At 35.0% G+C, this 13,324-nt stretch carries 11 protein-coding genes; 10 read left to right on the top strand and 1 reads right to left on the bottom strand.

Going from position 1 to position 13,324, the window contains the following annotated elements; translation table 11 throughout:
* The first annotated feature begins 13 nt into the window (after positions 1-13).
* The 8 genes from ftsZ (at position 14) to cdd (ending at position 9,762) form a co-directional block, all read left to right on the top strand.
* Entirely contained in the window at positions 14-1,339 is a 1,326-nt protein-coding gene (ftsZ, locus tag CYJ72_RS02135) for a cell division protein FtsZ (protein ID WP_284630261.1), read from the top strand.
* An 886-nt stretch (positions 1,340-2,225) separates the two neighbouring features.
* Positions 2,226-2,492, top strand: coding sequence for a YggT family protein (locus CYJ72_RS02130; RefSeq protein WP_066126811.1), 267 nt, complete (start codon positions 2,226-2,228; stop codon positions 2,490-2,492).
* Positions 2,493-2,513: 21 nt separating this feature from the next.
* Positions 2,514-3,296, top strand: coding sequence for a YlmH family RNA-binding protein (locus tag CYJ72_RS02125; protein WP_284630260.1), 783 nt, complete (start codon positions 2,514-2,516; stop codon positions 3,294-3,296).
* A gap of 143 nt (positions 3,297-3,439) precedes the next feature.
* A complete protein-coding gene (locus CYJ72_RS02120) occupies positions 3,440-4,249 on the top strand; it encodes a DivIVA domain-containing protein (RefSeq protein ID WP_071408782.1) in 810 nt (269 codons plus the stop codon).
* A gap of 248 nt (positions 4,250-4,497) precedes the next feature.
* Positions 4,498-7,281, top strand: a complete 2,784-nt coding sequence (gene ileS / locus CYJ72_RS02115; protein WP_284630259.1) for an isoleucine--tRNA ligase — start codon at positions 4,498-4,500, stop codon at positions 7,279-7,281.
* A gap of 253 nt (positions 7,282-7,534) precedes the next feature.
* On the top strand, positions 7,535-8,842 hold the full coding sequence (locus tag CYJ72_RS02110; RefSeq protein ID WP_284630258.1) for a LysM peptidoglycan-binding domain-containing protein: 1,308 nt from the start codon (positions 7,535-7,537) through the stop codon (positions 8,840-8,842).
* A 239-nt stretch (positions 8,843-9,081) separates the two neighbouring features.
* Positions 9,082-9,351 carry a hypothetical protein gene (locus CYJ72_RS02105; protein WP_066126363.1) on the top strand — a complete coding sequence of 90 codons (270 nt, stop codon included), beginning with the start codon at positions 9,082-9,084 and terminating at the stop codon, positions 9,349-9,351.
* Between the two features lie 9 nt (positions 9,352-9,360).
* The gene (gene cdd / locus CYJ72_RS02100) at positions 9,361-9,762 is read left to right on the top strand and encodes a cytidine deaminase (RefSeq protein ID WP_066126361.1); all 402 of its coding nucleotides are present in this window, start codon (positions 9,361-9,363) and stop codon (positions 9,760-9,762) included.
* 376 nt (positions 9,763-10,138) lie between these two features.
* Here the strand turns inward: cdd and CYJ72_RS02095 are convergent, their stop codons facing one another.
* Positions 10,139-11,101, bottom strand: coding sequence for an IS30 family transposase (locus CYJ72_RS02095; protein WP_284629705.1), 963 nt, complete (start codon positions 11,099-11,101; stop codon positions 10,139-10,141).
* Between the two features lie 146 nt (positions 11,102-11,247).
* On the opposite strand from CYJ72_RS02095, the gene gloA reads away from it, so the two are divergent.
* Together gloA and CYJ72_RS02085 are read left to right on the top strand one after the other, a co-directional pair.
* Positions 11,248-11,628, top strand: a complete 381-nt coding sequence (gloA, locus tag CYJ72_RS02090) for a lactoylglutathione lyase (RefSeq protein ID WP_066126360.1) — start codon at positions 11,248-11,250, stop codon at positions 11,626-11,628.
* 505 nt (positions 11,629-12,133) lie between these two features.
* Positions 12,134-13,306 (top strand): MalY/PatB family protein, encoded by a 1,173-nt coding sequence (locus tag CYJ72_RS02085; RefSeq protein WP_284630257.1) that lies wholly within the window; start codon positions 12,134-12,136, stop codon positions 13,304-13,306.
* Positions 13,307-13,324: the final 18 nt, after the last annotated feature.

Here is a 13,324-nt window from a genome sequence, read left to right as displayed (position 1 = left end):
GGAGGAAATTATAATGGAATTATCTTTCGATTCATCAATGAATCAGACTGGCGCGGTAATTAAAGTTATTGGTGTTGGTGGTGCAGGTGGTAATGCCGTCAATCGTATGATTGTAGAAGATGTTCAAGGTGTTGAATTTATCGTTGCGAATACCGATACCCAAGCCTTAGCTGGTTCACAAGCAACAACTAAAATCCAATTAGGTTCAAAATTAACTAAAGGATTAGGAGCAGGATCGTTACCAGAAATTGGTCAACGTGCTGCTGAAGAAAGTGAAGAACAAATCCGTAGCGTTTTAGAAGGTGCGGACTTAGTATTTGTTACTGCCGGAATGGGAGGAGGTACCGGTACTGGTGCTGCCCCAATTGTCGCAAAAATTGCGAAAGAATTAGGCGCTTTAACTGTTGGGGTTGTAACTCGACCATTTACTTTTGAAGGACCAAAACGTGGACGCTATGCTGCTGAAGGGTTGAAAAATTTAAAAGACAGTGTTGATACTTTAGTTGTAATTTCAAATAATCGTCTATTAGAAATTGTAGACCGTAAAACGCCAATGTTAGAAGCATTTAGTGAAGCAGATAATGTTTTACGTCAAGGGGTCCAAGGAATTTCAGATTTAATTACCTCTCCTGGTTATGTAAACTTAGACTTTGCTGACGTTAAAACTGTTATGAAAGACCAAGGTACTGCTTTAATGGGAATTGGTACAGCAAGTGGTGAAAATCGCACAGCTGAAGCGACTAAAAAAGCTATTTCTTCACCATTGTTAGAAGTGTCAATCGATGGTGCAGAGCAAATCTTATTAAATATTACCGGCGGTTCAGACTTAACCTTATTTGAAGCTCAAGATGCAAGTGAGATTGTTGCTAATGCTTCGTCAGGTGATGTCAATATTATCTTCGGTACGTCAATTAACGAAAACTTAGGTGATGAAGTAGTAGTGACAGTTATTGCGACTGGTATTGAACAAGAAAAATCTGAACGCAATAAAATTAACCCACGTCAACAACGTACAACCTTCACGTCAACAAGTGGTTATAATCAAATTGGAAATGAACGTGAAGCAAATGTCAATCATAATCAACCACAATCGGGTAATACACCGAATCCACCATCTAATCAAGGTGGACCTGAATTAAATGTTCCACGTCAAAAAGAAGAACGTGATTTATTCAGTAATTGGGATATTAAACGTGAACAAAATACACGTGAGGTTTCAAATGAAGTTCCTCAACGTACGTTCCAACGTAATGATAATGAAGTGACTCGTAAAAATGATACTATCGAAGACGACGAATTAGATACACCACCATTTTTCCGTAAACGTCACCGTAACTAGTAAAGATTAAAATGTAATTCAGTAGACCGGGCAGATTTTCTCTGTCCGGTCTTGTATATATCTAGTTTGTGGGTAAATGAGAATTACATTAAGTTAATGTAGAGGCTATTACTGAAAATGAATTAATATGGGAACATAGGTCTAAGCAGTATTATGGGTTTTTTTGTTAGTATCTGACTTTGATTAATTAAGTATTAGGTCAAAATAGTATTACGTTATATTTATGTCTATCTGGCTTTGATTAGTCATGGTATAACGGGCTGAGTACGTCATTAATAAACATGGGAGTGGGCAAGAAGTAGAAAATCGAATGATTTTCGCTTCGTCGGGCTACCCCCGCACAGTTGAGTAGGCCTCAAACAAGTCGAAAGACGCAGGTTGAGGCCACTCAACCACTGCGCTTTTAATGAATAAGCACTAATTTGACTGAATTTTTCAAATTTATGTTCAATCTCATTAAGACGCAGTTTGAGGCCACTCAACCACTGCGCTTTTAATGAAAAAGCACTAATTTGACTGAATTTTTCAAATTTATGTTCAATCTCATTAAGACGCAGGTTGATGCCACTCAACCACTGCGCTTTGAATTAAATAGATATGCCTGAACAGAATTTAAATGGTTTTTGCCCAGCCTTATGTCCAACTTCTATAAGACGCAGATTGAGGCTGTTCAACCACTACACTTTTAAATTTCGAGCAATGACTAAACAAAATTTCAAAAGTTTATGCTCATCCTCATCTTTTAATTAATGATGAAGCGTGATTGGCAAGATATGAATGCTTTAGTATGATTGCCAGGATTTTCTTTTCTTAATCAATGATTCATTAGGTAAACAGTCATTTTTATGATAGAATAGCTTTAAGAAAATTTAAGGGGAACAGAGATATGATTTTTAATTTAGTCGTTTATTTAATGAAATTAATTGACGCTTACCAAATGGTCTTAGTTGTCTATGCATTATTAAGTTGGTTTCCAAATGCACGTGGCAGCAAAATTGAAGAGTGGGTTTCTAAATTATCAGAGCCATATTTAAATATTTTTGACCGTTTTATTCCACCCATTGGTGGTATTAGCTTTAATGTGATTATTGCTATTTTCACGCTCAACCTCGTTAAAAGAGGTATTATCGTTTTACTTAATTTGTTTTTATAATCGTTTAGAAAGAGGATTAAAGTGAATCAGGACATATATCAACATTATGGCAAAGAGGAGCAATCTTTTATTGACCAAGTTTTTGGTTGGATGCAAATAGTAGAAAATCGTTATAGTGCTTATTTAACACCTTTTTTAACACCTAGAGAAACACTTATTGTAAAACAATTAGTAGCAAGTAATGAAAATTTAGCCGTTTATTTTAGGGGAGGATATGAAAAAGCTGAACGAAAACGAGCTCTAATTGTTCCACCTTATCATGAACTGGAAGAAGATGATTTTAATTTGAGTTTATTAAATATCAAATTTCCAGTGAAATTTGCTAATATTTCTCACGGAAAAATATTAGGTACCTTAATTGGTAGTGGAATTGATCGCGAACGCATTGGGGATATTATTACCGATGGAGAAGCGTGGCATGTAATAGTCGATGAAACGATAAAATTATATTTAATGAGTAATGTTACCAAAATTGGTAATGTTGGTGTTCACTTAGAGGAGATTGAGTGGGAACAAATTTTAGAGTCCAATGAAGCCTGGGAAACCATGACGGTGATTAGTAGTTCTTTAAGATTAGATGCGATGCTTTCGAATGTTTATAATTTTTCAAGACAAAGAGCTAAAGATCAAATTAATGCCGGTAATGTAAAAATGAATTTTATGGCGATGACTCGTTCCGACATTGAAGTAAAACTTAATGATATTGTGTCACTTAGAAAATATGGTCGTTTTTGGATACAATCGATTGATGGTGTGACCAAGAAAGATAATTATCGTTTAACAGTCAATGTGCTGATCAAATAATGAAGTCCTATTTATCGATGATAATGTTTTATTTTTAATGATTTAACAAAAGTTCTCATGAAACTCTATAAATTTCAATCGAATTAGTGTAGAATAGTAATTGTATATTTTATCGATTGAAACTTTTGAAAGGAAGTGTCAGAATGTCTTTAACACCATCTGAGATTTTACATAAAGAATTTAACACGAAATTTAGAGGTTATGATTCAGATGAAGTCAATGACTTTTTAGATATTATTGTGGTTGAATTTGAAAAATTAACCAAAAGTAATAATGAGATGACGACCAAAATCGCCGACATGGAAGATAAATTGAATTATTTCAAACAGTTACAAGATTCATTAAATAATTCGATTATGGTCGCACAAGAAGCAGCTGAACGCTTAAAACAAAACGCGCGTAAGGAAGCTGAATTAATTTTATATGAAGCAGATCGAGAAGCTGAACGCATTTTAGAAGATGCTAATAACCGATCTAAAACCATTGTAAGTGAAACTGAACATTTACATCAATATAGTTTAAACTTTAGAAATCGCCTAAAAAATATGGTTGAAGCTCAATTGTCATTATTAAATAAAGAAGACAATCAAGAATTATTTAAAGAAGCGCAAGGAGAGATTGAAACACCAATTAATCATTTACGTGATGAATTAAGTGCTCAATCTGAAGATTTATCAGTTCAAACTGAACTTGAACCAATTCAAGAAGTAGAAGCTGCTCAAGCAGTTGTGGAACCTACTGATGAATTAAAAGAAGATAAAAGAAGTCAATTAGACCAAATGGATTTTGAAATTGCTGACGAAGATGGAAAAGATATTCCAGTACAAGATGATTTTTTTGAAGCAGATCCAGTTGACGAACATCATAACTATCCGGTTGCTGGAGAAGACTCTGAACAACCAGTTGAAAGTGTTCTTGGTCGTACAATTCGTATAGATTTACCAAAAGAGTAATTGGACACAATTATTTGATTATATTATCAGCGAGTCAAGGAGGGTGTGAGCTTGACATCACTAATCACTTAATTATCCCCAATTGTTAATTATAAAAATGAACTATAAGTAGTTTTTGTCGCTTAAATAGCGTTATCATGAAAGAGTGAGTTGCAATAATTTATTGAAACTAAACTGGGTGGTACCACGTAATTTTACGTCCCTTCTATTTGAAGGGGCATTTTTTATTATAATTAAAGGAGATAACAATGAAATTAAAAGAGACATTAAATTTAGGAAAAACAAACTTTGCCATGCGTGCAAATTTACCGGTCAAAGAAGTAGCATTACAAGAAGAATGGAAAGACGCAGATATTTATAGCAAAATCCAATTGAAAAATGAAGGAAAACCGTCATATATTTTACACGATGGTCCTCCATACGCTAACGGTAAAGTTCACATGGGGCATGCTTTAAATAAAGTAACGAAAGATTTTATTGTTCGTTATAAATCAATGAATGGTTTTAGTGCACCTTATATTCCAGGCTGGGATACACATGGGTTACCAATTGAATCAGCTTTAACTAAAAATGAAGGAATCGATCGTAAAAAATATTCGGTTGCTGACTTTAGAAGAATGTGTGAGGAATATGCTTTAAAACAAGTAGATGCTCAACGCGAAACATTTAAACGTTTAGGTGTCACAGGAGAATGGGAACACCCTTACTTAACTTTACAACCAGAATATGAAGCTGCTCAATTACGTATTTTCGGTAAAATGGCTGAAAAAGGATATATTTATAAAGGATTAAAACCGATTTATTGGTCGCCATCAAGTGAATCATCGTTAGCAGAAGCGGAAGTAGAATATCAAGATGTAACTTCACCAACAATTTATGTAGCTTTTAAAGTGAAAGATACGAAAGGCGTTGTCGATGAAAAAGCAGAATTTATTATTTGGACGACGACTCCATGGACTATTCCGGCAAACTTAGGGATTTCAGTTAAACCAGATGCTACTTATGTAGCAGTCAATGTGGCAGACCGTCAATTTATTGTCGCGAAAGAATTATTAGAAAAAGTTGCTCAAGAAATTGGCTGGGAAGATTACCAAGTGGTAGCTGAATATGAAGGGATTCAATTCGACCGTATGACGGCTCAACATCCTATGTATGACCGAGAATCATTATTAATGGTTGGAGATCATGTAACGATGGATGCTGGTACTGGATTAGTCCATACGGCACCAGGACACGGGGAAGATGACTACCAAATTGGTCAAAAATATGGATTAGAAATTTTATCACCAATTGATAATCGCGGACATTTCACGGATGAAGCACCAGGTTTAGAGGGCGTATTCTATCTTAAAGGGAATAAGCTTGTGATGGAGCAATTAGCTGAAAATGGCAGCTTATTACAACAAGATGAATTGCTTCATAGTTATCCACATGATTGGCGTACTAAAAAGCCAGTCATTTTCCGTGCGACGCCACAATGGTTTGCTTCGATTGATAAATTCCGTCAAGATTTATTAACGGCTGTTGATAATGATGTCACTTGGTATCATCCATCAGGTCAAGTTCGTATTTATAATATGTTACGTGACCGTGGCGATTGGGTCATTTCACGTCAACGTGTCTGGGGAGTTCCATTACCTATTTTCTATGCTGAAAATGGCGAAGCGATTCTTGATGGAAAAGTAATTGAACATGTGGCACAATTAGTTGCTGAAAATGGTTCTAATATCTGGTTTGAACGTGAGGCTAAAGAGTTATTACCTGAAGGCTTTACTCATCCTGGCAGTCCGAATGGTGAGTTTACGAAAGAAATGGATATTATGGATGTATGGTTTGATTCTGGAACTTCTTATGCAAGTGTCTTAGAAAGACCAGGTCAATCATTCCCAGCAGACCTATATTTAGAAGGTTCAGATCAATATCGTGGTTGGTTTAACTCAAGTTTTACTACTTCTATTGCGGTAAATGGCGTACCACCTTACAGAGCTGTATTATCACAAGGATTCGTCATGGACGGTAAGGGGCAAAAAATGAGTAAATCATTAGGTAATGTTATTTTACCTGAAGAAGTAATGGAAACATTAGGTGCTGACATTATTCGTCTGTGGGTAGCAAGTGTGGACTATGAAAATGATGTTCGTGTTTCGCATGATATTTTAAAACAAGTATCAGAATCTTATCGTAAAATTCGTAATACGATTCGTTTTATGCTATCTAACATTGGTGACTTTAATCCAGAGACCGATCGAGTATCCGAATTACGTAAAGTAGACCAATATTTAATGGCAAAATATAATGTATTGGTTCATGATGTATTGAAAGCTTATGATGAATTTGAATTTTCAACGATTTATAAGAAAGTAATCAATTTTATTACCGTAGATTTATCTGCATTCTATCTAGACTTTGCTAAAGATGTCTTATATATTGAAGCAGCAGATGCCAGTGCACGTCGCGCAATGCAAACTGTTATCTATGACATTTTAAGTGGGTTAATTCCATTGCTTACCCCTATTTTATTACATACAATGGAAGAGGCTTGGAAAGAATTACCTGGAGCTGAAGGCTTTGTACAATTACAAGATATGCCTAAAGCAAAAGACATTACCGAAGATTTAGCAGTGATTAAAGCATGGGAGCCACTCTTTGAAATGAAAGATGCTGTTAATAAAGTCTTAGAAGAAGCGAAAAACGTTGAAGAAGACCCAATTAAAAAATCATTTGAAGCAGCTGTTACGGTTTATACGGATGAAGAAATGCGTCAAGTATTGACTAATTTAAGTGATCAATTAGATCAATTATTAATTGTTTCTAAATTAGATTTAAAAGATATTACTGAGGCAGGAGCAAGTGCCCATGAATTTGATCATTTTAAAGTTTCAGTTAATCATGCACCGGGACATGTATGTGAAAGATGTCGTGCTATCCGTGAGGAAGTAGGGACAATTGCTGGAGCTGAAGAATTATGTTATCGTTGTAACGAGATTGTAACAAATCATTTTCCAGAATATTTTTCTGAAAAAGAAGCCTAGTATAAATTAAATGTATGAAACTAATTTAGATTTTACTGAGAAAGTCATCTTGATTCTAAATTATTGTTGATATAACAGTATTTTATTAAGTACCTGTGAGTGTTTTTTGAACTCTCACTAGGTACTTTTTTATTTATGAAAATTTTTTGAAAAAATTTTGAATTCGGATTAAAGCGCTTGACTAATTTATATGAGAGTGTTATCTTTAATGTAACAAAAGTGTTACAAATGTTTCAAAAAAGGGGAGTTAACAATGAATAATTTAAAACGTACTTTATTAGTTTCAATTGCCACTTTAGGATTTTCTGTATCACCATTAATGATTGAAGCTCAAGCAACTCAATATTCAGTAGTTGCCGGAGATACCCTATGGAAAGTTGCCAAAGCAAATGGTGTGACAGTAGCTGAATTAAAACAGTGGAATAATTTAACCAGTGATTTCTTACAAATTGGTCAAAAGTTAACTGTTTCTGCTACAACACCAGAAATACCAGAAACACCAGAAACACCAGAAACACCGACAGAACCAAGTACAGTTTATACGGTCGTAGCAGGTGATTCATTATGGAAGATTGCCAATGCGCATGGCGTAACTGTAGCGCAAATTAAGCAATGGAATAATTTAACCAGTGATTTCTTACAAATTGGCCAAAAATTAAAATTAACAGGTACGACTGCACCAGAAGCACCAGAAACACCGGAAGAACCATCTGAACCAAGTACAGTTTATACGGTCGTAGCGGGTGATTCATTATGGAAGATTGCGAATGCAAATGGCGTAACGGTAGCGCAAATTAAGCAATGGAATAACTTAACCAGTGATTTCTTACAAATTGGCCAAAAATTAAAATTAACAGGTACGACTGCACCAGAAACACCAGAAGAACCATCTGAACCAAGTACAGTTTATACGGTAGTAGCAGGCGATTCATTATGGAAGATTGCGAATGCGCATGGCGTAACTGTAGCACAAATTAAGCAATGGAATAACTTAACCAGTGATTTCTTACAAATTGGTCAAAAATTAAAATTAACAGGTACGACTGCACCAGAAACACCAGAAGAACCATCTGAACCAAGTACAGTTTATACGGTCGTAGCGGGTGATTCATTATGGAAGATTGCGAATGCGCATGGTGTAACCGTAGCGCAAATAAAACAATGGAATAACTTAAGCAGTGATTTCTTACAAATTGGTCAAAAATTAAAATTAGCAGGAACGACTGTACCAGAAACACCAGAAGAACCATCTGAACCAAGTACCGTTTATACCGTTGTAGCAGGCGATTCATTATGGAAGATTGCGAATGCGCATGGTGTAACGGTAGCGCAAATAAAACAATGGAATAACTTAACCAGTGATTTCTTACAAATTGGCCAAAAATTAAAATTAGCAGGAACGACTGCACCAGAAGAACCATCTAAACAATATACTGTTGTCAAAGGTGATTCATTATGGACTATAGCACAAGCCCATGGTACAACAGTTGCTAAAATTAAACAATTAAATAATTTAACGAGTGATTTCTTACAAATTGGTCAAAAATTAACTATTAAATAGTAGTTAAACTATATGTGAATCATTAATCGTTCGCTTGTTATGCTAACTAAGCTTCGTTATTTCCACCTCATTTCATCTATTACAAATGGAATGAGGTGGATTTATTTATACTGTCTTTTTTTATCGTCTTTAATTGGAATAATGGTGCATTTAAATTTAATAAATTGATGAACTCAACTGACATTTTACATAAAATCGCTTATAATAAGATTAATACCCCCATTGAGAGGATGAAGTTTATGAGTAAACCTATTTTGTTTTATAGTTCCGTTTGTCCAGATACGGATCCTTTTATTAAACTATTAGAGCCCTATCACATCGAATATGAGGCTATTAATATTACGGAAACGATGCCAAATTTGAAAAGATTTTTAAGTTTACGCGATACACGTAAAGAGTTCATGGAGAAAAAAGAATTGAATCAAGTAGGGATTCCAGTTTTAGTAACCGAAGATGCAACCTTAATTTTTGATGAAGCGTCATTAAATGACTATTACAAAGAAACATGAGGTGTTAAGATGACAACAAAAGAAGAATTAATTAAATTATCAAGAGCAGTACAAAAAAATGCATATATTCCTTATTCGCATTTTCCTGTAGGTTGTGCAATGGAAATGAAAGACGGCACCATTATAGAAGGTGTGAATGTTGAAAATGTCTCATTTGGTGTTACGAACTGTGCTGAACGTTCTGCGATATTTACTGCTGCCACGAAGGGTTACCGACCAAAGTCAATAGCAGCTATTGCGGTGAGTGGTGATACAGAAGATTTTCTTCCACCATGTAGTATTTGTCGTCAAGTAATGGTTGAATTTTGTGATCCAGATACGCCCGTATATTTAACGCGTAATAATGGTGATATTTTAACAACTTCGGTAAAAGAATTAGTGCCATTTGCTTTCGAAAAATTAGATATGTAAAGCAAAACTTTTGTTATTTTTGATTGTCAAATTAAGCTAGAATTTTTACCTAACACATAATACGTTGGCTTTTGGTCTAATTGATAATTTAAATGTTTGTTCGAAAGTTCAAGTATAAATTAGCTACTGACTTTAAGTTTTTCACATAGTTAAATTTGTGGCAGGTGTAGTGAGTCAGATTGATGCATTAAATCGTTAGAGCTTTACTTGGATGCTCCGGTATGATACTCGCGGATAGCGAGTTGGGGAAAGGATTTGGGTAGGAGACCCAAAAAGCATCCCCAAATCATCATGCCGGGCTAGGCACCAAGTCAAGCTCTAACAATCAGGTGCCGTACGTAATGGATTCACTGCCTTAACAAACACATTGTGTGCATTAGAAAGCATCTAGCCATCCAAGTTCCTTACAACAATCGATAAAAACTTCAATTGGCGTTCGATAACCTAATGATTTTCGTGGAATTTCATTGCGGAAATGGGCTGTTTGGCTGAGTGTTTTCTGCGATATATCAGTAAAATCCATCCCCTTAGATAACCCATCTCTTCGAAGAAGTCCATTAGAGTGTTCATTTAAACCTCGCTGTGACGGACAACCGGGATCAGCAAAGTAAATATTGATGTCATTGACATTTGAAATGGCTTGCCAATCAGAAAATTCTTTTCCACAATCAAACGTAATGGATTTAAATATATTTCTCGGTAAATAAGCAAACCAGTTATCACAAGCGATTCGCACATCACTTGCTTTGCGACTGTTAATTTTTATCGGGATGATGAGTTTACTGATTCTTTCGACCAGTGTTAGGACTGCACTCTTATGGTCTTTTCCGACAATAGTGTCACCTTCTAGATGTCCAAATTCTTTCTCATATTGTGGATTTTCTTTTTGACGATCTTCGATGGTGCGTCTAAAGTGTTGTTTACCTCTTTTTTCCTGATACCCATTAGGTTTTCTCTTACCTTTCATCGGTAAAGTTGAGGGATCAAAGAGTTCCGAGTCTTTAAAACGACGATAAAGTGTTCGAGCTGTACATCCTAATGGGAGTTCATTCCGACCAATGATGACGTCAGGAGACCACCCCTGGTCCACTTTTTTCTTAATATATGTGATTTGTTTAGTGTTAAAGACCTTCTTTTTGGCACCACAGCGTGATTTATTCTCTTTATATTGATCGTAGTATTCCTGAATATTACCACTATTTTTAAGAAAATTAACGACGTTATAAATGGTTTGGATGGCCCGATTTAATTTTTTAGCGATATCCGTTACTTTTTTACCGCTATCGTAATAATTTTCTATCCAAATCAATTCTTTCATGGTAAGATGTGTATAAGCCATTTGTGTGTACTCCTTCCTTAGCATGTGATTTTATGTTTAGGATACCATACAAATGGCCTATTTATTTTTCTAGCTTAATTTTACTATCCAAGTATTAAATTAATAATTTGCTATGATGTAAGTAGTAATGAAATAGGAGTGAAAACATGGCACAAACATTATTACACGCGTGCTATCGCGTTTATGATTTAGAAGCATCAATTAAATTTTATACAGAGGTATTTGACTTTACTGTTAGTCGTGAACGTCGTTTCCCAGAACATGGCTTTGATATTATTTATTTAGTAGTACCTGGTTCAGATTTTGAATTAGAGTTAACTTACAATTATGATTCAGATCGCTATGAAATTGGAAATGGCTTTAGTCATTTAGCTATCGGTGTAGATGATTTACAAGCAATTCATGCAAAATGTAAAGAATCTGGATATGAAACAACAGAGTTAAAAGGTTTACCTGGCTCTGAACCGTCTTACTTCTTTGTGACCGATCCAGATGGCTATCGTTTAGAAGTAATGCGTAACAAATAATTTATTATTGAATCATTGAGCTTTGGCTTATCCGAATAAGGGGCCAGAGCTCTTTTTTTATGCTTCATTTCGTATATAGCCATTATCATATAATTAGACGTTAACACAAAGGATAATGATCAAATATCTAAAGGCTAGGCATCATCTAGATAAACTCAGTCTGGTGATTGCTTTCTATGGAGGGATATGGTATAGTGTCACTATGCGATGAGTCGAAAGCAGTCTGGTAGACTGAAAGACAGTATAGCATGAAGCCAGGATGGCGCTATATGTTATCATGTTGTGAACCGTGATAACTGATACTTTAGTATTCTGTCGTTTCGTAGAGACTAACAATAAAGTTTTCTTTATTGTTAAATCTCTTTTTTTGTTATTAGCCGATTGTATAATAGCTGTTTGATAGTATATGTTCTGTCTTAGTATTAATAAATAATGATTACCATTGACAGTCAAATGATAAAAATTATACAATCAAGTTAGTAACGGAATAGAGAAGAGGGATTTAATGCAAGAGTTTATTAAAAAGTATGCGATTGATAGAAAAGGCACTCATTGTGTAAAATGGGATGGTCTCCAACCAATCTTTGGTGCCGAAAATTTGCTTCCACTTTGGGTCGCAGATATGGATTTTAAAGTAGCGGACGGAATCAATCAAGCGATTACGAAGCGTATTGAACATGGCGTTTATGGTTATTCTTATTTGGATAATGACTACTATGAGCCGTTTTTTAAATGGATGCAAGAACACTTTAATGTACAATTAAGCAAGGATTGGATTCGTTTCACTCCAGGTGTAGTAAAGGCTTTGTATCATTTTGTAAATGCTTTTACCAAACCAGAAGAGGCTGTTATTATTATGCAACCCGTTTATTATCCTTTTAGTCATGCTATCGAACATACCGGTCGGAAATTAGTATCAGCGGACTTAATCGAAACAACGGACCATCATTTTGAAATAGATTTTGAGGCATTTGAAGCCAAAATTATTGAACATCAAGTTAAACTCTTTATTTTATGTTCACCTCATAATCCAGTAGGACGGGTATGGAAGGAAACAGAATTAAGAAGATTATTAGATATTTGTCAAAAACACCAAGTTGTGATAATTGCAGACGAAATTCATCAAGACTTTGTTTATCAACCCCACCAACAAATTGCATTATTAAGCCTCAATCACCCTTATATACAAAAGGGTGTCATTGCGGTAACATCTGCATCTAAAACCTTTAATATAGCAGGTCTAACTCACTCAATTGTTATGATACCTAATGAAACATTACGTTCACAATATGATCAATATGTTAAACGTGTGGGCGACATCGGTGTCAATTTAATAGGTTCTATCGCTACTGCGGCGGCTTATGAAACAGGTGAAGCATGGTTAGAATCTTTATTACAAGTGATTCAATATAATGATCAATTAGTGCGGCAAAAATTGACAGAACATGCACCAGAAATTATCATACACCCATTAGAAGGAACCTATCTACAATTCATCAATTTGAATCCCATTTTAAAGGGACGTGATTGTAAGGAGTTTATTCAAGATCAATGTGGGTTGGCTGTTGATTTTGGAGAATGGTTTGGGAAAGATTATAATGGTTATATTCGTTTGAATTTAGCAACTTCACCTGCGATTATTGAAGAAGCTGTTCATAAGATATTAGACCATTTGTAAAAGATAAATAAAAACTCC

It is taken from the genome of Globicatella sanguinis (genome assembly GCF_002847845.2).
GTDB classification, from domain to species: Bacteria; Bacillota; Bacilli; order Lactobacillales; family Aerococcaceae; genus Globicatella; species Globicatella sanguinis.
Note: the sequence above shows the minus strand (reverse complement) of the source record. Positions and strands in the feature narration are given on the sequence as shown.

Bases quoted from the DNA above. Each gene is read 5' to 3' on its own strand.
- ftsZ (WP_284630261.1), top strand. From the start codon at position 14: ATGGAATTATCTTTCGATTCATCAATGAATCAGACTGGCGCGGTAATT.
- CYJ72_RS02130 (WP_066126811.1), top strand. From the start codon at position 2,226: ATGATTTTTAATTTAGTCGTTTATTTAATGAAATTAATTGACGCTTAC.
- CYJ72_RS02120 (WP_071408782.1), top strand. From the start codon at position 3,440: ATGTCTTTAACACCATCTGAGATTTTACATAAAGAATTTAACACGAAA.
- ileS (WP_284630259.1), top strand. From the start codon at position 4,498: ATGAAATTAAAAGAGACATTAAATTTAGGAAAAACAAACTTTGCCATG.
- CYJ72_RS02110 (WP_284630258.1), top strand. From the start codon at position 7,535: ATGAATAATTTAAAACGTACTTTATTAGTTTCAATTGCCACTTTAGGA.
- CYJ72_RS02105 (WP_066126363.1), top strand. From the start codon at position 9,082: ATGAGTAAACCTATTTTGTTTTATAGTTCCGTTTGTCCAGATACGGAT.
- cdd (WP_066126361.1), top strand. From the start codon at position 9,361: ATGACAACAAAAGAAGAATTAATTAAATTATCAAGAGCAGTACAAAAA.
- CYJ72_RS02095 (WP_284629705.1), bottom strand. From the start codon at position 11,101: ATGGCTTATACACATCTTACCATGAAAGAATTGATTTGGATAGAAAAT.
- gloA (WP_066126360.1), top strand. From the start codon at position 11,248: ATGGCACAAACATTATTACACGCGTGCTATCGCGTTTATGATTTAGAA.
- CYJ72_RS02085 (WP_284630257.1), top strand. From the start codon at position 12,134: ATGCAAGAGTTTATTAAAAAGTATGCGATTGATAGAAAAGGCACTCAT.